Here is a 21892-nt window from a genome sequence, read left to right as displayed (position 1 = left end):
CCTGCGCCGCCCGCGGGCGGCGGCGGGCGGAAAACGGTTCTTCAACCCAGGGTTTTTTCTTCGCAGGAGTGATGTGACATGACCATCAAGATTGGTATCAACGGCTTCGGCCGCATCGGCCGCATGGTGTTCCGCGCCGCGGTGCAGAACTTCGAGGACATCGAGGTGGTCGGCATCAACGACCTGCTCGAGCCCGACTACCTGGCCTACATGCTGAAGTACGACAGCGTGCACGGCCGCTTCAAGGGCGACGTGGCGGTCGAGGGCAACAATCTCATCGTCAACGGCAAGAAGATCCGCCTGACCGCGGTGAAGAACCCCGAGGAGCTGGCCTGGGGCGAGGTTGGCGCCGACATCGTGATCGAGTCCACCGGCCTGTTCCTGACCAAGGAAACCGCCGAGAAGCACCTCAAGGCCGGCGCCAAGAAGGTGATCATGTCCGCCCCGTCCAAGGACGACACGCCGATGTTCGTCTTCGGCGTGAACCACGCCACCTACGCCGGCCAGGCCATCGTCTCCAACGCCTCGTGCACCACCAACTGCCTGGCGCCCGTGGCCAAGGTGCTCAACGACAAGTGGGGCATCAAGCGCGGCCTGATGACGACGGTGCACGCCGCCACCGCCACGCAGAAGACCGTGGACGGCCCGTCCAACAAGGACTGGCGCGGCGGCCGCGGCATCCTGGAGAACATCATCCCGTCGTCCACCGGTGCCGCCAAGGCCGTGGGCGTCGTGATCCCCGAGCTCAACAAGAAGCTCACCGGCATGGCCTTCCGCGTGCCCACCTCCGACGTGTCGGTGGTAGACCTCACCGTCGAGCTCAACGCCGAGGCTTCCTACGCCGAGATCTGCGCCGAGATGAAAGCGCAGAGCCAGGGCGCCCTGAAGGGCGTGCTGGGCTACACGGAAGACAAGGTGGTGGCCACCGACTTCCGCGGCGAGCCCTGCACCTCCGTCTTCGACGCCGAGGCCGGCATCGCCCTGGACAAGACTTTCGTGAAGGTCGTGGCCTGGTACGACAACGAGTGGGGCTACTCCAACAAGGTGCTGGAGATGGTGCGCGTCGTCGCCGCCTGAAGCGCCTCGCGCTGATCGCGAAAAGCCGCCTGCGGGCGGCTTTTTCGCGCCTGCGCGCGCCGTGCCGCGGCAGTTTTGGAAAGGGTTTGCAGCCGGGTTCGAGACGCGGCGCGGGCGGCCTATAGTGACTCGCCAACCATGACGAGGACGGGACTGACCGGATGAGACATCCAACACCGCTGTGGAAGAAGGGAGTCATGGCCGCGACGCTGCTGCTGGCGGCGGGCGCGGCCTGGGCCGCCGGCGACGCCGACGGGATCATCGTCAAGCTGCGCGACGCGCCCGCGCACGCGGACGTGGCACGCGAGAAGGCGCAGTCCGGCGACCAGCGCTCCGCGCGCGGCGAGGCGGCGCGCCAGAAGCTCGACCGCGTGCTGCGCGAGGCGGGCGTGGACCAGCCCGGCATCGACGTGCCCTCGGCTCCCCGCATCCGCTCCGCCGGGCGTGACGCGCAGCTGCTGCGCTACGACCGGCCGCTGACCCAGGACGAGGCCGAGCGCCTGGTCAAGCGCCTGCGCGAGCGCCCGGACGTGGAATGGGCCGTGCCCAACACGCTGGAGCAGCGCCAGCAGAGCGCCCCCGACAACACGTCCACGCCGTCGGACCCGCTCTTCGGCGGCCTCGACAGGCAGTGGTGGCTGCTGCCGGTGCAGGGCACCAACACCAACGTCCTCAACGGCCGCCTGCGCGGCGTGCCGGGCTTCCAGTCGGCCTGGGCCAGCCGCGGCAACGGCATCGGCATGGCGGCGGCGCCGGTGGCGGTGCTGGACTCGGGCATCCTCTTCGACCATCCCGACCTGCCCGCCAGCCAGCTGCTGCCGGGCTACGACTTCGTCTCCGACGCGACCGCCGCGGGCGACGGCGACGGGGAGGACGACAACCCTCTCGACGAAGGCGACTTCTGCGGCACCGCCAGCTCCAGCTGGCACGGCACCAAGATCGCCGGGCTGATCGCCGCGCGGACCAACAACGGCACGGGCGTGGCCGCCATCCACTGGGCCGGCCAGGTGCTGCCGGTACGCATCGCCGGGCGCTGCGGGGCGCGGGTGCTCGACATCGTCAACGGCATCCGCTGGGCCGCCGGCCTGGAGGTGGACGGCGTGCCGGTCAACCCGAACCCGGCGCGCGTCATCAACATCAGCTACGGCGGCACGGCTGCGTGCGATTCCGCCTACCAGGCGGCCATCGACGAGGTGCGCACGGAGAAGGGCGCCGTGGTCATCGCGGCGGCCGGCAACGAGCAGAAGGCACCCACCCGCCCGGCCAACTGCGACAACGTCATCGGCGTGGGCGCGCTCAACCGCGACGGCTTCAAGGCCACCTATTCCAACTTCGGCAACAAGCTGGTCATCTCCACCGTCGGCGGCGACCCGACCGACCGGGGCGCCTGGGGCAGCAGGCTGGGCGACACGGGCCTGCGCACCATCACCAACCTGGGGACCCAGACGGCGGGGCCCTACGACTACGGATACGTCTTCGGCACCAGCTTCTCCGCGCCGCTGGTGTCGGGCACCGTCAGCCTGATGCTGGGCCTCAACCCTGAACTGACGGCGGACGACATCGTCAAGGGCTTGAAGCTGTCCTCGCGCGAGCACGTGAAGTCGGCCTACATCGGCGCCTGCAGCAGCAGCAACCCGGGACGCTGCATCTGCTCCACCACCACCTGCGGCGAGGGCATCCTCGACGCCGACCAGGCACTGGCCTTCGCCCTCGATCCCGGAAGCTACGTGCGGCCGTCTTCGCTGGACAACGACGTGGTGGTGGACAGCGCCGACGTGATCAGCGCCGTGAATGCTAATGCCCAGGACGTGACGATCAACACCGAGCCGGCCGGCCCCTGCGGCCGCGATGGCGTCTGCTCCGGCGCCATGCAGCCGGGCTGGCTGCTGGGCCTGCTGGGGGCCTCGGCGGCGCTGCTGTGGCGCCGGCGGGGGCGTGCGGCGCGGGCCGGCGCCCGCGCCTGAACCCGGGGCCGGATCAGCCCTGGTTCTTGAGGCCCGCGGTCTGCGGCGGCTTGCGGCAGCCGCGGAAGCCGCCGCGCAGCGCCGGCGTGGGCTCCAGGCCGGCGAGCTGGTCGCGCACCTCGTCGGTGGGGTGCTCCACGCGCAGCAGCACGGCCGCGGCCTCGCCGGTGGAGACCACGCGCGCCGTGCGCGGGCCGTTGCGCTGGGCCTGCAGCGCCTCCAGCGCGGCCTCGGCCTGCGCCGCCTGCGCGTGGCGGCTGAGCACCACGCCGGGCTCCAGCGCGGGCAGGTCGCGCGCGAGCTCGGCCTGGAAGCCGCGCTGGCGCAGCTCCTGCACCCGGCGCTGCGCCGTCTTCTGGTCCGAGAAGCGGCCCAGGTACACCAGGTAGGCCGGGGCGGGCTGCAGCAGCTGGCGCCGCCAGCTGCCCTGCGGCAGCTCGGCCGCCAGCACCGCCTCGGCCGCGGGCAGGGCCTTGGCATCGAAGGGGCCGGCTTCCAGGCACACGGCGTTGAGCGCCGTGACCGCGCCCGTGACCGCGCCGAGCCCGCCGGCGGCGGTGGAGGCGCCCATGCCCGCCGGCACCGCCGACGCGGGCGCCGCCGTCAGGCCGCCGGCCGCGAGCGCGGCCGTCATCGCCGCGGCGCTGGACACCGACACGGTGCCGCCGGCGCTGGCTCCGGTGCCGGCCACCGGCGCGGGCGTGGCCGCGCCGTCGCCGGAGGACGCGGCGGCGCCGGCTTCCTCGGCGGGCAGCACCTGCACGCTGTCGGGCTGCACCTGCTGCTGCAGCCGGCCGGGCTCGCGCTCGTCGCGCCCGGAGGTGTCGGCCAGCAGCAGCCAGGCCAGCAGGACGACGTTGAGCAGCCCCAGCGCCGCGGTGAAACGCCGCACCATCAGGCGTCGCCGTCCGCGGCCGGCCAGGGCGCCCCGGCGCCGGCTGCGCCCGTCAGCCGGACGCTGACCTCGCCGCTGGACAGCCGCTGCAGCCCCTGGGCCGTCTCCACCAGCAGCGCGCCGTCCTCGGCCACGCCGCGGGCGGTGCCCTCGAAGGCCGGCGCGGTGGTGTTGACCGTGCGGCCCAGCAGCAGGTCGCGCTGCGCGTAGCGCTCGACGAAGGGCCTGAAGCCCTCGCGCTCGTGCTGGCGCAGCGCTTCCACCAGCGGCAGCGCCACGCGGTGCAGCACGTCGGGCGGCGTCAGGGTGGGTTCGAGCTCGTCGAGGCTGGCGAAGCCGCTGGCCGGGTCGCGCACCGGCTGCGGATGCAGGTTCAGGCCCACGCCGATCACGGCCATGCGGCGCCGGCCCACGGCCACGGTCTCGATCAGCACGCCGCCGAGCTTGCGGCCGACGACGGCCGGATCGACCAGCCACAGGTCGTTGGGCCACTTCAGCGCGATGCGCGGCGCCTGGCCGTCGGCCAGCGGGTCCAGCGCCTCGGCCAGCGCCACGCCCACGCTCAGCGACAGGCCCGACCAGTCCGCCGGCTCGTAGGGCAGCGACAGCGAGAAGGTCAGCGAGGCGCCGGGCGTGGACTGCCAGTTGCGGCCGAGGCGGCCACGGCCGCGGGTCTGGTGCTCGGCCACGAGCAGGCAGGGCTGGGTGTCGTCGGCGCGCCGGCCCAGCGGCGTGGGCGCCTGGCCGGGCGCGGGCGCGGGGGCCGCGGCTTCGAGCGAGCGGGGGTAGGCACGCTCCTGGCGGCCGCCGCCGGACAGCCGCGCGCGTTCGAGCAGCCGGGTGTTGGTCGAGTCGGCGTGCGCCACCACCTCGACGCTGAGCCCGGGCAGCAGCGGCAACAGCTGCCGCCACAGGGATTCGGCTTGCCAGTGCAGGCGTGATTCGTTCATGGGGGCTTAACGCTTGGCGGCGTCGTGGGGTGCACCGGGCGGGTCAGGGGTGGGGCGGCGGCGCCTCGTCAGCGCCTTTTCTTCTTCGGCGCCAGCATGGTGCCGCGGCACTCGGCGTGTCCGCAGCGGCAGGCGAAGCGTTTCTTCAGCGCCGGGGTGTAGCGCTCGTCGATGACCAGGCCGTAGTCGAAGAACAGCTCCTCGCCGGGCTGCAGGTCGCGCAGCGCCTTGATGAAGACGCGGCCCTCGTCCTCCTCGGCCTCGCAGTTGGGCTCGCAGGCATGGTTGATCCAGCGCGAGGCGTTGCCGCCGTGGCCGCCATCGATGACGTGCGCGTCGTCGATGTGGAAATAGAAGGTGTGGTCCGGGTTGGACGGGTCGTGCGGGTGGCGGCGCAGCGCCTCTTCCCAGGTGATGACCTCGCCCTTGTATTCAAGAATCGTCTCGCCCCCGGCGATGGGGCGCAGCGCGAACACGCCCTTGCCGTGCACGCCCGAGCGGCGCACCTGGATACGACGGCCACGGTCGGCTGAGGGCTCGGCTTGCACGGTCGGCTTCATTCGGTACATTGAATTCATGGGCGCACACGCATGGGCGTGCGCGCGTGAGAGCAGGGATTGTAGGCACGCAGGCCGGCCGACCCGGCCTGCGACCGTTTCAAGAGACACCATGAGCAAATCGCTGATCATTGCCGAGAAACCCAGCGTGGCGCAGGACATCGTGCGCGCGCTCACCCCCGTGGCGGGCAAGTTCGAGAAGCACGCCGACCACTTCGAGAACGACCGCTACGTCGTCACTTCCGCCGTGGGCCACCTGGTCGAGATCAAGGCCCCCGAGGCCTACGAGGTCAAGCGCGGCAAGTGGAGTTTCAACCATCTCCCGGTGATACCGCCGCACTTCGAGCTGGCCCCCATCGACAAGGCCAAGAGCCGGCTCAACGCGGTCGTGAAGCTCGTGAAACGCAAGGACGTGACCGAGCTCATCAACGCCTGCGACGCCGGGCGCGAGGGCGAGCTGATCTTCCGCCTGATCGTCCAGTACGCCGGCGGCGACAAGAAGCCCATCGACAAGCCGATCCGCCGCCTGTGGCTGCAGAGCATGACGCCGCAGGCCATCCGCGACGGCTTCCAGAAGCTGCGCAGCGAGGAGCAGATGCGCGGGCTGTCGGACGCGGCGCGCAGCCGCAGCGAGGCCGACTGGCTCGTGGGCATCAACGGCACGCGCGCCATGACCGCCTTCAACTCGCGCGACGGCGGCTTCTTCCTCACCACCGTAGGCCGGGTGCAGACGCCCACGCTGTCGATCGTGGTCGAGCGCGAGGAGAAGATCCGCAAGCACGTCTCGCGTCCGTACTGGGAGGTGAAGGCCACCTTCGACGCCGAGGCCGGCCAGTACGAGGGCAAGTGGTTCGACCCGAAGTTCAGGAAGGACCCGAACGACGCCGAGGCCCGTGCCGACCGGCTCTGGGACGAGGCCCGGGCGCAGGCGATCGCCGCAGCGGTGCGCGGTCAACCAGCCAGCGTCACCGAGGAGGCCAAGCCCAGCAGCCAGAGCAGCCCGGGCCTGTACGACCTGACCACGCTGCAGCGCGAGGCCAACAGCCGCTTCGGCTTCTCGGCCAAGACGACGCTGTCCATCGCGCAGGCGCTGTACGAGAAGCACAAGGTGCTGACCTACCCGCGGACGGACTCGCGCTTCCTGCCCGAGGACTACGTCAACGTCGCGCGCGACACCTTCAACATGATCGCCAACGAGGACCTGCCGGGGCCGCTGCGCGAGCTGTCGCAGCACGCGCGCAAGGGCCTGGCCGAGGGCTACGTCAAGCCGACCAAGCGCGTCTTCGACAACGCCAAGGTCTCGGACCACTTCGCCATCATCCCGACGATGCAGGCGCCCAAGAGCCTCACGGAGATCGAGGCCAAGCTGTACGACCTCGTGGTGAAGCGCTTCATCGCCGTGTTCTACCCGGCGGCGGAGTTCATGGTCACGACGCGCATCAGCACCGTGAAGGAGCAGGGCCAGGAGTACCAGTTCCAGACCAACGGCAAGGTGCTGGTCAAGCCGGGCTGGCTGGCGGTGTACGGGCGCGAGGCGCAGGGTGCGGACGGTGCCGCCGTGAAGGGCGACGTCAACCTCGTGCCGGTGGCGCAGGGCGAGCTGGTGCGCACCGAGGCCGTGGACGTGCTGGCGCTCAAGACCAAGCCGCCGGCGCGCTACACCGAGGCGACGCTGCTGTCGGCCATGGAAGGCGCGGGCAAGCTGGTCGATGACGACGAGCTGCGCTCGGCCATGGCCGAGAAGGGCCTCGGGACGCCGGCCACGCGCGCGGCCATCATCGAAGGGCTGCTGACCGAGAAGTACCTGCTGCGCGAGGGCCGCGAGCTCATCCCCACCGCGAAGGCCTTCCAGCTCATGACGCTGCTGCGCGGGCTGGCGGTGGAGGACCTGACCAAGCCCGAGCTCACCGGCAACTGGGAATACCAGCTGTCGCAGATGGAGCACGGCAAGCTCAGCCGCCAGGAGTTCATGGCCGCGATCGCCGCCATGGCCGAGCGCATCGTGCGCAAGGCCAAGGAGTACGACCGCGACACCATTCCCGGCGACTACGCGACGCTGTCCGTGCCGTGCCCGCACTGCGGCGGCGTGATCAAGGAGAACTACCGGCGCTTCACCTGCGTGGGCCGCAACGGCGACGGCGCGGGCTGCGGCTTCAGCATCGGCAAGATCCCGGCCGGGCGCAGCTTCGAGTTGCACGAGGTCGAGCAGTTGTTGCGCGAGCACCGGATCGGGCCGCTGGAGGGCTTCCGCTCCAAGGCCGGCTGGCCCTTCACGGCCGAGCTGCGGCTGGTGTTCGACGACGAGGTCGGCAACTGGAAGATGGAGTTCGACTTCGGCGAGGACGCGAAGAAGGCGGAAGAGGGCGGCGAGGACGTGGACTTCGGCGACCAGCAGAGCCTGGGCGCCTGCCCGAAGTGCAAGGGCCACGTCTACGAGCACGGCACCAACTACGTGTGCGAGCACGCGGTGGGCGCGCACGTGACCTGCGACTTCAAGACCGGCAAGGTCATCCTGCAGCAGCCCATCGAGCGCGAGCAGGCCGCCAAGCTGCTTGCCACGGGCAAGACCGACCTGCTGGAGAACTTCGTCTCCAACAAGACGCGGCGCAAGTTCAAGGCCTTCCTGACCTACGACAGGAAGGAAGGCAAGGTCGGCTTCGAGTTCGAGCCGCGCGCGGCCAAGGTGCCGGCGAAGAAGGCGGCGGCAAGGAAGGTGGCGGCGGGGTGATCCCAGTTCGGTTCAGCCGATGAACTATTCCGTTCGTCCTGACCCTTCGATACCTCAGGGCAGGGCGCGCCCTGGGGGCGCGTCGAAGGATGAACGGCCCGCGCCATAGCGCGGGCATTTGAGCCTGTCGGATTCGGCCTTCGATACCTCAGTCCGAACGATGCATGGAGCCGGCATTTCTGGCCGGCGTATCAGCCTCACGGATTCACCCTTCGATACCTCAGGGCGAACGGGTCACTTCACAGGCAAGGAGAAACTGAAACGAGACGCCGCCCGGCGGCGTCTCTCCTGGGCTCAACCCACCATCCCCGCCGCCACGAAATGCGGGTTCTCGAAGCCCGGCTTGCCGTAGGTCAGCGGCGCGCCGCTGTCCACGCGGCTGACGCTGCCGCCGGCGGCGGCCAGCACGGCGTGGCCGGCGGCGATGTCCCATTCCATCGTGCGGCCCAGGCGCGGATACAGGTCCGCCTCGCCCGCGGCCACCAGGCACAGCTTCAGCGACGACCCGGCGCCGCGGAACTCGGCCACGGTGCGCCCGGCCAGGAAGGCGTTCATCGCGTCGGCGTCGCCGTGCGAGCGGCTGCCCACCACCGTCAGCCCCGCCTGGGGCACCGTGCGCACCTGGATCGGCTGGCGCTGCCCGCCGCGCTCGGCCCAGGCGCCCAGGCCCTGCGCGCCGGCGTAGAGCGTCTCCAGCGCCGGCGCGTACACCACGCCCAGCACCGGCTGGCCCAGGCGCACCAGCGCCACGTTGACGGTGAACTCGCCGTTGCGGCTGATGAACTCCTTGGTCCCGTCCAGCGGATCGACCAGCCAGAACTGGTCCTCCGCCGCCTCGGGCACGCCCCCGGCCGCCACGGCTTCCTCGGCCACCACCGGGATGCCGGGGAAAAGCCGGGCGAGGCCCTTGAGCAGCAGCGCCTCGGCCTTCTCGTCGGCCTCGGTGACGGGCGAGGCGTCCTCCTTGCCGCGCACGGCGAAATCGGTGGCGTAGATGTCCATGATCAGCGCGCCGGCGTCGCGCACGAGCCGGGCCAGGGCGTCCAGGCCGGCGGCGGAGACGGGTTCGAGAGGCTGCGAAGAATTCATCGGGCGGCTCCAGCAAGCGGGCAAATGAGGGGGAACCCGAATCTACGTTCCCTCGTCGGAGGGACGCACCGGCGGCTGCGGGATGGCGTACCCACCCGGATCGGGGCCAAGCCGGCGCGTTCATACTCGCGCCCCCATGCCCGAAGCCGTCCTTTTCAAGCTGCCCGCCCTGTTCGCCACCGTGCTGCTGGGCTGGGCCGCGGCCCGCTGGGGCTGGCTGGCTGACGGCGCCGCCGGCCGCGCCAAGGCCGATGGCCACACCGGCGCCGACCCGGCCCGCGTGCTGTCCGCGGCGGCGCAGTACCTCTTCATTCCGGCACTGCTGTTCCGCGCCATGGCGCGGCTGGATTTCGCGCACATGCCCTGGCGCGTGCTCGCCGCCTACTACGGGCCGCTGCTGCTGATGGTGCTGGCGGTGTACGCGGTGCAGCGCTGGCGGCTGCGGCGCGAGGCGGGCATGGCGGTGTCCACCGGCACGGCGGCGGTGCCGGCCACGCGCGCCGTCACGGCCGGCTTCGGCAACTCGGTGCAGGTGGGCGTGCCGGTGGCCGCAGCGCTGTTCGGCGACCCGGGCCTGGCCATCCACATCGCCATCGTCAGCCTGCACGCGCTGGTGCTGCTGACGCTGTGCACGGTGCTGGCCGAGGTGGAGATCGCGCGGGCGCGCCAGCGCCGCAGCGCCGGTGGCGGCTCGATCGGCGCCACCGTGCGCGCGACGCTGCGCGCCACGCTCATCCATCCGGTGGTGCTGCCGGTGCTCGCGGGCCTGGCCTGGAACCTGTCGGGCCTGCCGCTGCCCGCCGCGCTGGACGAGTGGCTGCGGCTGCTGGCCAGCGCCGTGGCGCCGCTGTGCCTGCTGCTGATCGGGCTGTCGCTGGGCCGCCAGAGCCTGCACGGCACGCTGCGCGGCGTCGCCTCGGTGGGCCTGCTGAAGATGGCGCTGCTGCCGGTGCTGGTGCTGCTGTCGGGCCACTTCATCTTCCACCTGGAGCCGCTGGCGCTGTCGGTGGCGGTGATGGCCGCCGCGCTGCCGCCGGGCTCCAACGCGCTGATCTTCGCCCAGCGCTACCGCACGCTGGAGACCGAGACGGCCGCCGCCACGCTGCTGTGCACGCTGGCCTTCGCGCTGACGGCGCCGCTGTGGGCGCTGGTGGTGGCGCGGTTCTGAAGCCCGCCCTGAGGCATTTCCCACCGGGCTGGAACCCGGGAACGCTTGCGCCACAATCCCGCGCATGACTGCGTCCACCGATCTTGATGCCCTGATGACCGGCCTGGGCCGCGCCGCGCGCGCCGCCGCCACCGCCATGGCCGCCGCGCCGACGGCGGCCAAGGACCGCGCCCTGCGTGCGCTGGCCGCGCTGCTGCGCGAGCAGACCGGCGCGCTGCAGGCCGACAACGCCCGCGACATCGCCGCCGCCGAGGCCGCCGGCCTGGCCGCGCCGATGGTGGACCGGCTGCGCCTGAGCCCGAAGGTGCTGGACACGGTGGCCGAGGGCTGCGAGCAGATCGCCGCCATGCCCGACCCGATCGGCGAGATCACCGACGTGAAGCGCCGCCCCACCGGCATCAGCGTGGGCCGCATGCGCGTGCCGCTGGGCGTGTTCGGGATGATCTACGAGAGCCGCCCGAACGTGACCATCGAGGCCGCGTCGCTGGCCATCAAGAGCGGCAATGCCTGCATCCTGCGCGGCGGCTCGGAGGCGATCCACTCCAACATCGCGCTGTGGAAGCTGGTGCAGCAGGCCCTCACCGAGGCCGGGCTCCCCGCCGAGGCGGTGCAGCTGGTGCAGACCACCGACCGCGCCGCGGTGGGAAAACTGATTGCCATGCCCGAGTACGTGGACGTGATCATCCCGCGCGGCGGCAAGGGGCTGATCGAGCGCATTGCGAATGAAGCGCGCGTGCCGGTGATCAAGCACCTGGACGGCAACTGCCACACCTACATCGATGCCGAGGTGGACCTGGAGCAGGCCCTGGTCGTCACCGACAACGCCAAGACCCAGAAGTACAGCCCTTGCAACGCCACCGAGTCGCTGCTGGTGCATCAGGCCCAGGCCGCGGCCTTCCTGCCGCGCATCGGCGCGGTGTTCGCCGCCAAGGGCGTGGAGATGCGCTGCTGCCCGGTGTCCAAGGCGATCCTGTCGGACGTGCCGGGCGCGAAGGTGCTGGACGCCACCGAGGAGGACTGGTCCACCGAGTACCTGGCGCCGGTCATCAGCGTGAAGGTGGTGGCGTCGCTGGACGAGGCCATCGCCCACGTCAACCGCTACGGCTCGCACCACACCGACGCGATCCTGACCACGAACCACCCCAACGCCATGCGCTTCCTGCGCGAGGTGGACTCGTCGAGCGTGATGGTCAACGCCAGCACCCGCTTCGCCGATGGCTTCGAGTACGGCCTGGGCGCGGAAATCGGCATCAGCACAGACAAGTTCCATGCGCGCGGCCCAGTCGGGCTGGAGGGGCTGACGTCGATGAAGTGGGTCGTCCTGGGCCAGGGCGAGATCCGCGGCTGAGGCGGCGGCGCGGGAGGGAGCCGGCGGCGCCATGGACACGACGCAGACGACGGACGCGGTGGGGGTGATCGACACGGCGCTGGCCTGGTTCGGGGCGCTGTCCTCGCACATGTGGAGCGCGCTGCTGGTGGCGCTGGTGGCGCTGTGGATGCTAGGCGCCTACAACCGGCTGGTGAAGCTGCGCGCGGCGGTCGTGGCGGCCTGGGCGCAGATCGAGGAGCAGCTGAAACGCCGGCGCGAGCTGCTGCCGCCGCTGGTGGAGGCCCTGCGCGAGCCGCTGGCCGCCGAGGCGCCGACGCTGGACGCGGTGCTGGAGTCGGAGCGGCAGCTGCAGCGTGCCGCGGAGCTGCTGCGGCCGCTGGTGTCGAAGTCCCTGGCCGAGCTGGTGCATGCCGAGAGCCGCCTGGCCTCGGCGCTGGCGCGGCTGCGCGCGCTGCTGGACCAGCACCCGGAGCTGCGGCACCGCGACGACATCGGCGGCTGGCTGCAATCGCTCAAGGACATCGACACGCGCCTGGGTGTGGCGCGCCACGTCTTCAACGACGCCGTCACCGCCTACAACCACGCGCTGCTGCAGTACCCGACGCGGCTGCTCAAACCGCTGTTCGGGCTGCGCACCGCCACGCCGCTGTGATGCGGCGGCGGCGCGCTCCTTTCCCGGGGGCCTCACCCGCCGCCATGCGTTCTCACCTGCTTCGCACCGTGCTGGCCGCCGGTGCGCTGGCCGGCTGCGCCGCCTACCACGGCACCGAGGGCCGCGCGCCGACGGGCTCGGCCATTCCCGGCTTGGCCGGCCGCCCGGCGCCCTGGCTCATCGAACAGATGAACGCTTTCAAAAGCGGCGCGCGCGAAGCCACCGTGATGCACCAGATCGCCCGCGGCGACAGCGCCGCGCAGGTCGAGCAGCTGGCCGCGTACTTCGCGGCGGTGCAGCCGTGAGGGCAGCGATGAAGTCCCAACGGCCGCCGGCTGCTCCATACCCCGTTCGCCCTGAGCCTGTCGAAGGGCAGGCGCCGATACGCATCGACGCAGAGCGCCGCCGCCTGCTCCAGGCCGCCGGCGCAAGCTTTCCGATCTCACCTTCGGCTACGCGGGCCTGGAGCGCACGGGCGTACGCCGGGTGCGGGATCGGGTCGCGGCGCTGGATTTCACGAAGCGCGAAGCGCGCCTGGCTTCCGGCGAGCGCCTGGCCTGGGACCGCCTGATCCTGTCCCCCGGCATCGAGCTGATGCGTGAGCGCGTGGACGGTTTACAAGCCGCCCACGCCGCCGGCCGCGTGCTGCAGGCCTGGAAGGCGGGGCTGGAAACCGCCGCGCTGCGCGCCCGGCTGGAGGCCATGCCCGACGGCGGCGTGTTCGTGCTGACCATCCCGCTCGCCCCTTTCCGCTGCCCGCCCGGCCCCTACGAGCGCGCCTGCCTGGTGGCCGACCATTTCAAGCGGGTGAAGCCGAAATCGAAGGTGCTGGTTTTCGACGCGAACCCGGAGCCGGTGAGCAAGGCGGCGCTGTTCAGAAGCGTCTGGGCGAACCAGTACGCCGGCATCGTCGAATACCGGCCGAATTTCAACGCCGTGGCAGTGGCGGCGGACGGCAGATCGGTGGAATTCGAGCTGGGCGAGCGCGAGCGCGCCGACGTGCTCAACGTGCTGCCCGACATGCGCGCGGGCGAGATTGCCGCCCGAAGCGGGCTGGCCACGGCCAAAGACCGCTGGTGCGAAGTCGATTTCCTGGATTTCTCGGCCAAGGGGCTGCCGAAATCCGCCGGCGTGCACCTGCTGGGCGACGCGACATGGCCAACGCGCATGCCAGGGTATCGGCGGCCGCGGCGGAGGCGCGTTACGCGGCGTGGTGGATGCACAGCATGGCGGCGGATGCCATCGGCGCTCAGACCCTGGGCTGAACGTGGGCGCGCAGCCAGGCGGCAAAGGCGGGTTCATCGATTTCGCCGGCCGCGACGGCAAACATGGTCAACGTGGCTTGCGCCTGTGTGGCCGCCAGCCGGTACCCGTTGAGCAGCAGGAACAGGCCGACGGCAAGGAAGGCAACGCGCTTGTTGCCGTCCACGAAGGGATGGTTCTGTGCCAGGCCGATGCCGTAAGCCGCAGCCAGGGCGGCCAGATCGGGTTCCGGCTGGCCATAGGCAGCGAGCTGCTGCGGTCGCGCCAGTGCGGACTCCAGCAGGCCCTCGTCGCGCAGCCCCGGCGCGCCGCCATGCTCCGCCAGGCTCTCGTCGTGCAGCAGCTCCAGCGCCTTGCGGCTGACCCAGCGCCAGTTGCTCACTTGGCGAGCTGGTGGAAGGTGTCGCGGAACTCGCGCATGAACTCGCGGCCCAGCTTCAACTGCTCTTCAAGCTCGGGGTCGTAGGGCGTGAGCAGCACGCCGTTGGCGGCATCGGTAACGAACACCGTGTCGCCCTTCTCCAGCTTGAGCCGGGCCAGCACTTCCTTGGGAAGGATGACGCCGACGGAGTTGCCGATCTGGGTGAGCTTCAAGGCAGTCATGGTGATTCCTGGGTCGTTATAACGTTCGTTATACCAAGCTGGTTGTGCCTTGGTCGGATGGCGGGGACGGCTGACTGGTGCTTGCAGCAGTCCGTCGCTTGCCCAGTCGCCCAAGGCCCGCCCGTTGCCCCGGCCTGTCGCATCACGGCTTTCCTGAAGAGGCCCCATGGCGACGGACCCGGTCGAACCGATGGCGATGTACGTGCTGCTGCCGCTGCGCGGCCTGCACTCCGAGGAGCTGGCGCGCGTGGGCACGCACCGGGCGCTGTTCGAGCAGGCGGCCAGCGAGCGGCTGAGCGTGCTGGCGCACGGCATGGTGGTGCCGCCGCAGCCCCATCCGCATCCGCAATTGAAAGTGCTGCACTCGATCTGCCCCACGGGGCCGAAGCTGGTGGAGCTGGGCCCGGCCGAGATGGCGGCCCTGCGCGTGTCGGACCCCGGCGTGCGCGCCGTGCCGCTGGTGCGCTACGAGCAGGCGCGGCGACCGGTGCTGGAGGTGGAGTCCGAGCTGTACCCGGCCGCGACCGTGGCGGCGGCGACCACGCTGCAGCTGCGCTGCGTCGATGCGCGCACGCGCGCGCCCCTGCGCGGCGCCCTGGTGTCGGCCTTTGCCGACTTCGCGCGCCGCGTCGGCGCGGGCGGCATGTCGGACGCGCAGGGCCGCGTCGCGCTGCGGCTGGGCGCCGCGCCGGTGCGGCTGGAGGTGCTGGCCGCCTACGGGCCGCCGGGGTACTGGGGCATCGGCCGCCGCCACGTGCTGCTGCAGGACGGCGCCGAGCTGGCCTTCGAGCCGGTGGACCTGTCCGTGCCGGATTTCGCCGCCGAGCTCTACGCGCAGCTGCCGCCCGACGCCGGGCGCGGCGTGGCGGTGGGCGTGATCGACTCGGGCGTGGACTTGCACCATCCCGACCTCGCCGTGGCCGGTGGCGCGGCCTGCGTGGCGGAGGAGGGCGACGAGGGCGGCCCGGGCCCCGCGGCACGGCGCGGCGAGCACGGCAGCCACGTCGCCGGGATCATCGCCAGCACGGGCGGGCTGCGCGCCGGGGCGGCGCCGGGCAAGCGCGGCGTCGCGCCGGGCGTGCGGCTGCACAGCTACCGCGTGTTCCCGAACTCGGGGCGCGGCGCCACCAACTACGACATCGTGCGCGCCATCGACCAGGGCGTGGCCGACGGCTGCGACCTGCTCAACCTCAGCCTGGGGTCGGCGCAGCCCGACGAGGTGGTGGAGGTCGCCATGAAGGACGCCTTCGACCGCGGCACGGTCTGCGTCTGCGCCGCGGGCAACGACGGGCGGGCGCCGGTGTCCTACCCGGCCGCCTGGTCGATCGCCGTGGCGGTGAGCAGCGCGGCGAAGCAGGGCACCTACCCGGCCGGCTCCAGCGAGGCGCTCGACGAAGTGGAACCCTTCGCGCCGGCGGACCCGCGCATCTACATCTCGGGCTTCTCCAACGCCGGGCCGGCCATCGACCTGACCGGGCCGGGCGGCGGCATCGTCTCCACGCTGCCCGGCGGGCTCTACGGCGTGATGAGCGGCACCTCGATGGCCTGCCCGGCGGTGTGCGGCATGGCCGCGGCGCTGCTGTCGGCGCGGCCGGACGTGCTGGCGCTGCCGCGCGGCCGGGAGCGGGCCATCGCCGTGATCGGGCTGCTGACCCAGGCGGCGCGGCCGCTGGGCCTGCCGCCGACCCTGGAAGGCGCCGGACTGCCGCGCTGAGGGGCGGTGCCCGGTGCTATACAGAAGCCGCCATGACCACGCTGATCCTGCGCCGCCGCGACGCCGACGCCCCCTCGCCGGACGAGGCCGCCGGCGTGGTGGCCTCGCTGCCGGCCGCGGCGCTGGTGCACCGCAGCGACCGCATGCTGCTGGTCAACGTGGCCGACGACGCGCAGGTGGAAGTGCTGTGCGGCCGGCTGCGGGGCTGGGTGGTGTCGCGGCAGGAGACGACGAGGATTCAGGTGCCGGATGCGCGGCTAAGGGTGCGGACTGACGGCGAGTAGGCAAAGCAAGGAAACGGTGCTGGCAGGCACCGTTCTTCATTGACAGAGCAGCAAAAGCTTCTTCAACCAAGGCATGCATGGCTGGTTGGCGGGCCACTACATGGCTGGCGAGTTGTGCAACGGCTTTTTGCTACACCTAAGTGCTTCTCGCGCAACGGGTGTTGAGGTGTCGCAAAGAGGATCAAATTCTCTACAGAACCGAATTCCTATATTCAAAATTAAATGCAATTACATGATCTTCGCATTGGATATAATTTCATTAATTAAATCCATTGGAACCATTTTTTGAATCAGAATTAAACCTGTTGGTGATTTAACACTTTTAAAGTTGGTTGTCAGACTTACGTTGGCGCCGATAGTTATCCCTGGTGTGCATATGCTCGGAACCGCTTCAATGGGTAGCATAAAAAATACGTAAGGGGCATCATCTATGTATTGCGATTTAAATCTATAATCCTTTCGCCAACCAATATTAGGAAATCATAATCCTTTCCTTTATCAAGCCATCCCATGGGTTTCGTCCATGTCCATCTTTTTGTTTCAGGCAACGTTTTGCTAGGACTGTGCAACTTACTAAATTTGACCTCAATTTTTAATCCGTTTTTTGTAATCAGGTCATGTGCCGCATTGAGCTTCGAGGCCAAACCAGATGTAATCCTACAAACTAGCCTTTCACCTTTAAGTCCTTGCGCCAAGGTTGGATGAAGTCGAAGAAACTCAACTTCAGTCTCAAGCTCGTGCACACGGCTTCGTAGTGCTGCAATTTCTTCGTTCATTATTGCCTTTCAAAAATAAATTGCATTCCACGGGAAAATCGTTGTGAGCAGATAAGCATCGGCGAGTTAAGTGTCATCTTGACGCAGTTGCAAAAAGGTGCCCGAGCCATTCTATGGATTGGAAGATGGCCGTATTAATCGGGTCTGCTATTGCGGGTATGCTGAAACCGGAAGTCCAGCAGCGCGCTGTAACTTTTGCATTTCACTATGAAACTTTTTGGCCTCTTCTTCCCATTGTCCATTGTAGTAATCCGCCATTCTTTTTCTCCCTTCTGATGAGCCAGTCTTGTAAGCATCGTATCTTTCAAAAGAAATTGCACGAGAAAAAACTGGCGCAAGGTTCTCAAATGCTTCAGCGACACCACTTCCGCATGGACTCATTTTCCATAAAGGAATTTCGTCTGGATTTGGCCGAACGGACGGGATTAAGGCATTGCTTATTCTGATTTGGGTATGAGCGGGCGAAGGGTCTCTGCCAACTTCTTCTCGACCAATTCTATTTAGCTTGGAAAATGCCTCGGTGATGATTCTGTAATCATTTAAGCAATCCGCCTGCTTATATTGTGCATCGCTATTCTCGGCGACAACTTCACTCGGGTTTTTGCTATTAATTTGCTTTGCCGCAAAAAATGATGCTGTCGCAAGTGTCGCAATTACGATGAAAGATGTAGTTTTTTAGCTTTAACGGTTGTGTGCTTATAATGAGAGTTTAGGTGGCCACAGTTTAAGCAGGAGTGCATGTTGCCATGAATGGTTTTTTGGCAGCGAAGGCATTGCGTTGCACCCATCTTCGGACCTATCTCATTGTTTGCGGAGATTGATTTTGTATTGTTGAAGATAAAAATTTAGTTGTCATGGGAGAATTGTCATGGATATGGTGGTAGTTTCCTCCTCTCTTTGTGATTCTATAAATACCTGTCTTCGCTGTGGAAACGACGATGAGCGGGAGCACACACCGTTGCAGCTGAGTGTGCGTCACCGAGGCACCATGAGACTAGGCAGCGCAGCGTGGCTAGAACAAGCCATTTTTTCGCTAACTCCCATCCTTGTTCGCCAAGGGTGGGAGCTAGCAAGTGCCGGCATGTGATCCCGGCATGGAAATCAACCCGGCAAGAAGTCGTCCGAGAGCACGTCCTCAACGGACCAGCACCATTCCTGCGGAAACGCTTCCATCGCCAACCCGGTTTCAGCCACTGCATCAGCAACCGCATCGATCCAGATTACGCCCAGCCATCCTGGATTGCTCAGCATGGATTCAAGGCTGGGCGTGCGTTTCAAGCGCAGCAGCACCGGCGGACGCTGCGCGGCAATGATGTTTTTCCAGGCGATACAGCGCCGTTCCGGCTGAACTTGCCATTTCAGCAGGTGAGTCAGCAGCGCCGCCAAGCGTCGAGCGAATTCCCGTTGCTCGCTCCGGCCCACGTCCTCGATTTCCTCGGCAACGTGCTCGATGTCCAGTAGGTCAAAGCGGCCGTCGCGCAGCGCTTTCGACTGCTGGTTCGCCCAGGCCACGATGTCCTTGTCGTAGGCATTCACGAACCTTCTCCCGTCAGAAGCGAGTCACGGCCCCACCACCGCCGCCGTGCAAGCCAGCTCCTCGAACAGCGCCAGAACCACCTTGCCACTCATCGAATAAGGATCGAGCGCCGTCGTCTCCGAATATTTCAAAAGCAGCGAAGGATTCGCCCGCGCCAGATTCACCTGCCCCATGCTCCACCCGGTAAACCGCCGCTCGGTGGTTTCCTCGTAGGCGAGCAACTGCACGTCGTAATGCCGCGGGTCGGCCACGATCTTGTTGTAGACCTGGTTCACCGCCGCGCGCCCGCCTTCGAGCACCTGCACGAATAAACCGTTGCCGGTGCAGCACAGCACGCCGGTGATGCCTTGCGGCGGGTTGTGAGATTTCGACGTGCGCACGATCGACTGGATTTCCTCCGGGCCGACGCCGTCCTTGGCGCGGCTCACGTACAACAGGCGTACCAGCATGCAGTTTCTCCAGAATGCTTGGGAGTCAGGCTCGGCGTGGAATCAGAAATTGTTGCGCTTGCTCAGCAGCGACAGGAATTCGCGGCGCAGGTTCGAATCCTTCAGGAACGCGCCGCGCATCACCGAGTTCGTCATCACCGACTCGTCGTCCTTCACGCCGCGCCAGTGCATGCAGAAATGGTCGGCCTCCATCACCAGGGCCAGGCCGTCGGGCTTCACCCGCTCCTGCAACTCGTTGGCGAGCATGGTCACGGCCTCTTCCTGGATCTGCGGGCGGCTCATCACCCATTCGCACAGCCGCGCGTACTTGGACAGGCCGATCAGGTTGGAATGCTCGTTGGGCAATATCCCGACCCAGACCCGGCCCAGGATCGGGCACAGGTGGTGCGAGCAGGCGCTGCGCACCTTGATCGGGCCGACGATCATCAATTCATTCAGCCGCTCGGCGTTCGGAAACTCCGTCACCTTGGGCTCGGGCACGTAGCGGCCACGGAACACCTCGTCCACGAACATCTTGGCCACGCGCTTGGCGGTGTCGTTGGTGTTGTGGTCGCTGTCGGTGTCGATCACCAGCGCGCGCAGCACGTTCTTCAGGTGCGACTCGACCTCGGCCTTGACCTCCTCGATCTCGCCCTCCCGGATGAAGGCCGAGATGTTGTCGTTGGCGTGGAAGCGCCGGCCCGAGCGCTCCAGGCGCTGGCGGATGCGCTCGGAGGCGCTGGCGGCAAGGAGTTCGTCGCTGGTCATGGGCTTGTTCATTCAAGGGGTCCGTGCGGCGCGTGGGTATCCAAGCGGGGGATTGTCGTCGGGCAGCGCGGTTCGTGCAGGCGCCGCACTAGACTGCCGCCCCTCTTCGTCCCCTGCCGCCGCCCGCTGCCGTGCCTTCCCCATCTTCCGCCTCGCTGCCGCTGGCGCGGCTGCTCGCCCACACCGCCGACGCGCTGGCCGCCGTGCGCGGTGGCCGCTCCCTCACCGACGTGCTCGCCGCCGTCCCGCCCGAGGCCCGCGCCGGCACCCAGGCGCTGAGCTTCGAGACGCTGCGCCGCCTCGGCGCCGCGCAGGCCGTGCGCGCCCGCCTGGCGCCCAAGGCGCCGCCGCCCGAAGTCGATGCGCTGCTCACCGTGGCCCTGGCGCTGCTGTGGCCGCCGGAGCACTACGCGCCGCACGTGCTGGTGGACGAGGCCGTCAAGGCCGTGCGCCGCCGCAAGCCCCAGGCCGCCGGCTTCGTCAACGCCGTGCTGCGCCGCTTCGGGCGCGAGCGCGACCAGCTCGTCGCCGACCTGCAGCGCGACCCGGTGGCGGCCTTCAGCCATCCGGCCTGGTGGATCGAGCGCGTGCGGCAGGATTGGCCCGAGGCCTGGCAGCCGCTGCTGCGCGCGGCCAACGAGCGCCCGCCCATGACGCTGCGCGTCAACGCCCGCCGCGGCGACGCCGCCGGGTACGTGCAGCGCCTGGCCGACGAGGCGGGCCTGGCGGCGCGCGCCATCGGCCCCCACGCCGTGCTGCTGGAGCAGCCCGCGCCGGTGACGCAACTGCCCGGCTTCGCGCAGGGCGACGTGTCGGTGCAGGACCTCTCGGCCCAGCGCGCCGCGCCGCTGCTGCTGGGCGTGGGCGTCCCGGGCATCGGGCCGCTGCCCGCCGGCGCGCGCGTGCTCGACGCCTGCGCCGCGCCCGGCGGCAAGACCGCGCACCTGCTGGAGCTGGCCGACCTGGAGCTGACCGCGCTCGACGCTGACCCGCAGCGCCTGCAGCGCGTGGACGAGACGCTGCAGCGCATCGGGGCGAAAGCCACGCTCAAGGCCGCCGACGGCCGGCGCGTGGCCGACTGGCACGACGGCACCCTCTTCGACGCCATCCTGCTCGACGCGCCGTGCAGCGCCTCCGGCGTGGTGCGGCGCCATCCGGACGTGCGCTGGCTGCGCCGCCCGACCGACATCGCGGCGCTGGTGAAGACGCAGGCCGAGCTGCTCGACGCGCTGTGGCCGCTGCTCAAGCCGGGCGGGCGGCTGCTCTACGCCACCTGCTCGCTGTTCAAGGCCGAGGGCGCGCTGCAGGTCGATGCGTTTTTGCAACGGCTGGGCGGCAGCGCCGCACGGCTCGACCCCGCCTCGCCCGGCCACCTGCTGCCCCTGGCCGACAATGACTCTCCCGCCGACGTCCCGCCCGGGGACGGCTTCTATTACGCGCTGCTGCACAAGCCTTGATCCCGCTGCCGTCGATCCGTGTCGCCGCCGCTTTCCCGCCCTTCAGCCGGCTCCGCGCGGTGCTCGGACGCCGGGTGCTGCCGCTGCTGCTGCTGTTGCTCGTGCTGCTGCCGGCGCCGCTGCGCGCCGCGGCGCTGGAGCCGCTGGAGCTGGCGGTACGGCGCCAGGCCGACGGCGCGCTGGTGCTGGACTTCGCGCTGCGTGTGGCGCTGCCGCGCCCGGTGGAGGACGCGCTGCAGCGCGGCGTGCCGCTCTATTTCGAGACCGAGGCCGCCGTGTTCCGCCCGCGCTGGTACTGGCGCGACGAGCGCGTGGCGCGCCAGGCGCGGCAGTGGCGGCTGTCGTACCAGCCGCTCACGGACATGTACCGCGTGAGCCTGGGCGGGCTGCACCAGGGCTACGCCAGCCTGGCCGAGGCGCTGGCGTCGATGACGCGCATCGCGCGCTGGCGCATCGCCGAGCCGGCGCAGCTCGACGCGGAAGAAGGGCGCTACTACGTGGAATGGCACTGGCGGCTCGACACCTCGCAGCTGCCGCGGCCGATGCAACTGGGCATCGGCAACCAGGCCGACTGGGTGCTGGGCATCGAGCGCACGCTGCGGCCCGAGGGCGCGGCCGGCGGCGCGCAGCAGTGAAGTGACGTGAAGTTGGC

General features: G+C 69.0%; 22 protein-coding genes and 1 pseudogene. 13 read left to right on the top strand and 10 right to left on the bottom strand.

Annotated elements, in window-relative coordinates; genetic code table 11:
- Nucleotides 1–78 precede the first annotated feature (78 nt).
- Both gap and FJ694_RS06835 read left to right on the top strand, forming a co-directional pair.
- Nucleotides 79–1077 (top strand): type I glyceraldehyde-3-phosphate dehydrogenase, encoded by a 999-nt coding sequence (gene gap, locus FJ694_RS06840; protein WP_157265371.1) that lies wholly within the window; start codon nt 79–81, stop codon nt 1075–1077.
- Nucleotides 1078–1274: 197 nt separating this feature from the next.
- On the top strand, nt 1275–3041 hold the full coding sequence (locus FJ694_RS06835) for a S8 family peptidase (RefSeq protein ID WP_157265370.1): 1767 nt from the start codon (nt 1275–1277) through the stop codon (nt 3039–3041).
- Between the two features lie 13 nt (nt 3042–3054).
- Here the strand turns inward: FJ694_RS06835 and FJ694_RS06830 are convergent, their stop codons facing one another.
- The 3 genes from FJ694_RS06830 to FJ694_RS06820 all read right to left on the bottom strand — a co-directional run bounded on the left by FJ694_RS06830 (nt 3055) and on the right by FJ694_RS06820 (nt 5446).
- Nucleotides 3055–3936 (bottom strand): hypothetical protein, encoded by an 882-nt coding sequence (locus FJ694_RS06830; RefSeq protein ID WP_157265369.1) that lies wholly within the window; start codon nt 3934–3936, stop codon nt 3055–3057.
- Nucleotides 3936–4886 carry a biotin--[acetyl-CoA-carboxylase] ligase gene (locus FJ694_RS06825; RefSeq protein WP_157265368.1) on the bottom strand — a complete coding sequence of 317 codons (951 nt, stop codon included), beginning with the start codon at nt 4884–4886 and terminating at the stop codon, nt 3936–3938. Before FJ694_RS06825 ends, FJ694_RS06830 begins: the two co-directional genes overlap by 1 nt.
- A 68-nt stretch (nt 4887–4954) precedes the next feature.
- Nucleotides 4955–5446 (bottom strand): SET domain-containing protein, encoded by a 492-nt coding sequence (locus FJ694_RS06820; RefSeq protein ID WP_157265367.1) that lies wholly within the window; start codon nt 5444–5446, stop codon nt 4955–4957.
- Nucleotides 5447–5555: 109 nt separating this feature from the next.
- Between FJ694_RS06820 and FJ694_RS06815 the strand changes: the two genes are divergently transcribed.
- Nucleotides 5556–8171 (top strand): DNA topoisomerase III, encoded by a 2616-nt coding sequence (locus tag FJ694_RS06815; protein WP_157265366.1) that lies wholly within the window; start codon nt 5556–5558, stop codon nt 8169–8171.
- Between the two features lie 294 nt (nt 8172–8465).
- Here the strand turns inward: FJ694_RS06815 and cysQ are convergent, their stop codons facing one another.
- Nucleotides 8466–9260: a 3'(2'),5'-bisphosphate nucleotidase CysQ gene (gene cysQ, locus FJ694_RS06810; protein ID WP_157265365.1), complete on the bottom strand. Its 795-nt coding sequence runs from the start codon at nt 9258–9260 to the stop codon at nt 8466–8468.
- 136 nt (nt 9261–9396) lie between these two features.
- Between cysQ and FJ694_RS06805 the strand changes: the two genes are divergently transcribed.
- From FJ694_RS06805 to FJ694_RS37900, 5 genes and pseudogenes are all read left to right on the top strand, one after another.
- Entirely contained in the window at nt 9397–10428 is a 1032-nt protein-coding gene (locus FJ694_RS06805; RefSeq protein ID WP_157265364.1) for an AEC family transporter, read from the top strand.
- Nucleotides 10429–10492: 64 nt separating this feature from the next.
- A complete protein-coding gene (locus FJ694_RS06800; protein WP_157265363.1) occupies nt 10493–11776 on the top strand; it encodes a glutamate-5-semialdehyde dehydrogenase in 1284 nt (427 codons plus the stop codon).
- A 31-nt stretch (nt 11777–11807) separates the two neighbouring features.
- On the top strand, nt 11808–12410 hold the full coding sequence (locus FJ694_RS06795) for a LemA family protein (protein ID WP_157265362.1): 603 nt from the start codon (nt 11808–11810) through the stop codon (nt 12408–12410).
- A 44-nt stretch (nt 12411–12454) separates the two neighbouring features.
- A complete protein-coding gene (locus FJ694_RS06790) occupies nt 12455–12715 on the top strand; it encodes a c-type cytochrome (RefSeq protein ID WP_157265361.1) in 261 nt (86 codons plus the stop codon).
- Nucleotides 12716–13004: 289 nt separating this feature from the next.
- Nucleotides 13005–13367 (top strand): annotated as a pseudogene (locus FJ694_RS37900) (flavocytochrome C); the annotation flags it as partial.
- Between the two features lie 292 nt (nt 13368–13659).
- Here FJ694_RS37900 and FJ694_RS06785 read toward each other — a convergent pair.
- Complete coding sequence (locus FJ694_RS06785) at nt 13660–14055, bottom strand: type II toxin-antitoxin system death-on-curing family toxin (RefSeq protein ID WP_157265360.1); 396 nt, start codon at nt 14053–14055, stop codon at nt 13660–13662.
- The gene (locus tag FJ694_RS06780; RefSeq protein WP_157265359.1) at nt 14052–14276 is read right to left on the bottom strand and encodes an AbrB/MazE/SpoVT family DNA-binding domain-containing protein; all 225 of its coding nucleotides are present in this window, start codon (nt 14274–14276) and stop codon (nt 14052–14054) included. The genes FJ694_RS06785 and FJ694_RS06780 overlap by 4 nt, the downstream gene beginning before the upstream one ends.
- A 166-nt stretch (nt 14277–14442) precedes the next feature.
- Here FJ694_RS06780 and FJ694_RS06775 point away from each other — a divergent pair, with 166 nt between their 5' ends.
- The gene (locus FJ694_RS06775) at nt 14443–15990 is read left to right on the top strand and encodes a S8 family peptidase (RefSeq protein ID WP_157265358.1); all 1548 of its coding nucleotides are present in this window, start codon (nt 14443–14445) and stop codon (nt 15988–15990) included.
- Between the two features lie 32 nt (nt 15991–16022).
- Nucleotides 16023–16274: a hypothetical protein gene (locus FJ694_RS06770; RefSeq protein WP_157265357.1), complete on the top strand. Its 252-nt coding sequence runs from the start codon at nt 16023–16025 to the stop codon at nt 16272–16274.
- Nucleotides 16275–16702: 428 nt separating this feature from the next.
- On the opposite strand, the gene FJ694_RS06765 is transcribed toward FJ694_RS06770, so the two are convergent.
- Nucleotides 16703–17050, bottom strand: a complete 348-nt coding sequence (locus tag FJ694_RS06765; protein WP_157265356.1) for a hypothetical protein — start codon at nt 17048–17050, stop codon at nt 16703–16705.
- A 125-nt stretch (nt 17051–17175) separates the two neighbouring features.
- On the opposite strand from FJ694_RS06765, the gene FJ694_RS06760 reads away from it, so the two are divergent.
- Nucleotides 17176–17496 (top strand): hypothetical protein, encoded by a 321-nt coding sequence (locus tag FJ694_RS06760; protein ID WP_198320743.1) that lies wholly within the window; start codon nt 17176–17178, stop codon nt 17494–17496.
- Between the two features lie 655 nt (nt 17497–18151).
- Here FJ694_RS06760 and FJ694_RS06755 read toward each other — a convergent pair.
- The 3 genes from FJ694_RS06755 to folE are packed head-to-tail and all read right to left on the bottom strand — an operon-like array spanning nt 18152 to nt 19795.
- A complete protein-coding gene (locus tag FJ694_RS06755) occupies nt 18152–18586 on the bottom strand; it encodes a DUF29 domain-containing protein (RefSeq protein ID WP_157265354.1) in 435 nt (144 codons plus the stop codon).
- Nucleotides 18587–18610: 24 nt separating this feature from the next.
- Entirely contained in the window at nt 18611–19036 is a 426-nt protein-coding gene (locus FJ694_RS06750) for a BLUF domain-containing protein (protein WP_157265353.1), read from the bottom strand.
- Between the two features lie 42 nt (nt 19037–19078).
- Nucleotides 19079–19795, bottom strand: coding sequence for a GTP cyclohydrolase I (gene folE / locus FJ694_RS06745; RefSeq protein ID WP_157265352.1), 717 nt, complete (start codon nt 19793–19795; stop codon nt 19079–19081).
- A gap of 119 nt (nt 19796–19914) precedes the next feature.
- Here folE and rsmB point away from each other — a divergent pair, with 119 nt between their 5' ends.
- A complete protein-coding gene (gene rsmB, locus FJ694_RS06740; RefSeq protein WP_232539928.1) occupies nt 19915–21240 on the top strand; it encodes a 16S rRNA (cytosine(967)-C(5))-methyltransferase RsmB in 1326 nt (441 codons plus the stop codon).
- Nucleotides 21237–21875 carry a DUF4390 domain-containing protein gene (locus tag FJ694_RS06735; protein ID WP_232539927.1) on the top strand — a complete coding sequence of 213 codons (639 nt, stop codon included), beginning with the start codon at nt 21237–21239 and terminating at the stop codon, nt 21873–21875. The genes rsmB and FJ694_RS06735 overlap by 4 nt, the downstream gene beginning before the upstream one ends.
- The last annotated feature ends 17 nt before the right edge of the window (nt 21876–21892 follow it).

Origin of the sequence: Azohydromonas aeria (genome assembly GCF_009760915.1) — a bacterium.
In the GTDB taxonomy this organism is placed as follows: domain Bacteria; phylum Pseudomonadota; class Gammaproteobacteria; order Burkholderiales; family Burkholderiaceae_C; genus Azohydromonas; species Azohydromonas aeria.
This window is presented reverse-complemented; position numbering and strand designations above follow the sequence as displayed.

Excerpts from the sequence above, each read along its gene's own strand:
- FJ694_RS06765 (WP_157265356.1), bottom strand. The coding sequence starts at position 17,050 with ATGAACGAAGAAATTGCAGCACTACGAAGCCGTGTGCACGAGCTTGAG.
- FJ694_RS06750 (WP_157265353.1), bottom strand. The coding sequence starts at position 19,036 with ATGCTGGTACGCCTGTTGTACGTGAGCCGCGCCAAGGACGGCGTCGGC.
- FJ694_RS06790 (WP_157265361.1), top strand. The coding sequence starts at position 12,455 with ATGCGTTCTCACCTGCTTCGCACCGTGCTGGCCGCCGGTGCGCTGGCC.
- FJ694_RS06800 (WP_157265363.1), top strand. The coding sequence starts at position 10,493 with ATGACTGCGTCCACCGATCTTGATGCCCTGATGACCGGCCTGGGCCGC.
- FJ694_RS06815 (WP_157265366.1), top strand. The coding sequence starts at position 5,556 with ATGAGCAAATCGCTGATCATTGCCGAGAAACCCAGCGTGGCGCAGGAC.
- FJ694_RS06770 (WP_157265357.1), top strand. The coding sequence starts at position 16,023 with ATGACCACGCTGATCCTGCGCCGCCGCGACGCCGACGCCCCCTCGCCG.
- gap (WP_157265371.1), top strand. The coding sequence starts at position 79 with ATGACCATCAAGATTGGTATCAACGGCTTCGGCCGCATCGGCCGCATG.
- cysQ (WP_157265365.1), bottom strand. The coding sequence starts at position 9,260 with ATGAATTCTTCGCAGCCTCTCGAACCCGTCTCCGCCGCCGGCCTGGAC.
- FJ694_RS06780 (WP_157265359.1), bottom strand. The coding sequence starts at position 14,276 with ATGACTGCCTTGAAGCTCACCCAGATCGGCAACTCCGTCGGCGTCATC.
- FJ694_RS06835 (WP_157265370.1), top strand. The coding sequence starts at position 1,275 with ATGGCCGCGACGCTGCTGCTGGCGGCGGGCGCGGCCTGGGCCGCCGGC.
- FJ694_RS06820 (WP_157265367.1), bottom strand. The coding sequence starts at position 5,446 with ATGAAGCCGACCGTGCAAGCCGAGCCCTCAGCCGACCGTGGCCGTCGT.
- FJ694_RS06795 (WP_157265362.1), top strand. The coding sequence starts at position 11,808 with ATGGACACGACGCAGACGACGGACGCGGTGGGGGTGATCGACACGGCG.
- FJ694_RS06825 (WP_157265368.1), bottom strand. The coding sequence starts at position 4,886 with ATGAACGAATCACGCCTGCACTGGCAAGCCGAATCCCTGTGGCGGCAG.
- folE (WP_157265352.1), bottom strand. The coding sequence starts at position 19,795 with ATGAACAAGCCCATGACCAGCGACGAACTCCTTGCCGCCAGCGCCTCC.
- FJ694_RS06830 (WP_157265369.1), bottom strand. The coding sequence starts at position 3,936 with ATGGTGCGGCGTTTCACCGCGGCGCTGGGGCTGCTCAACGTCGTCCTG.
- FJ694_RS06805 (WP_157265364.1), top strand. The coding sequence starts at position 9,397 with ATGCCCGAAGCCGTCCTTTTCAAGCTGCCCGCCCTGTTCGCCACCGTG.
- FJ694_RS06775 (WP_157265358.1), top strand. The coding sequence starts at position 14,443 with ATGGCGACGGACCCGGTCGAACCGATGGCGATGTACGTGCTGCTGCCG.
- FJ694_RS06760 (WP_198320743.1), top strand. The coding sequence starts at position 17,176 with ATGGCCGTATTAATCGGGTCTGCTATTGCGGGTATGCTGAAACCGGAA.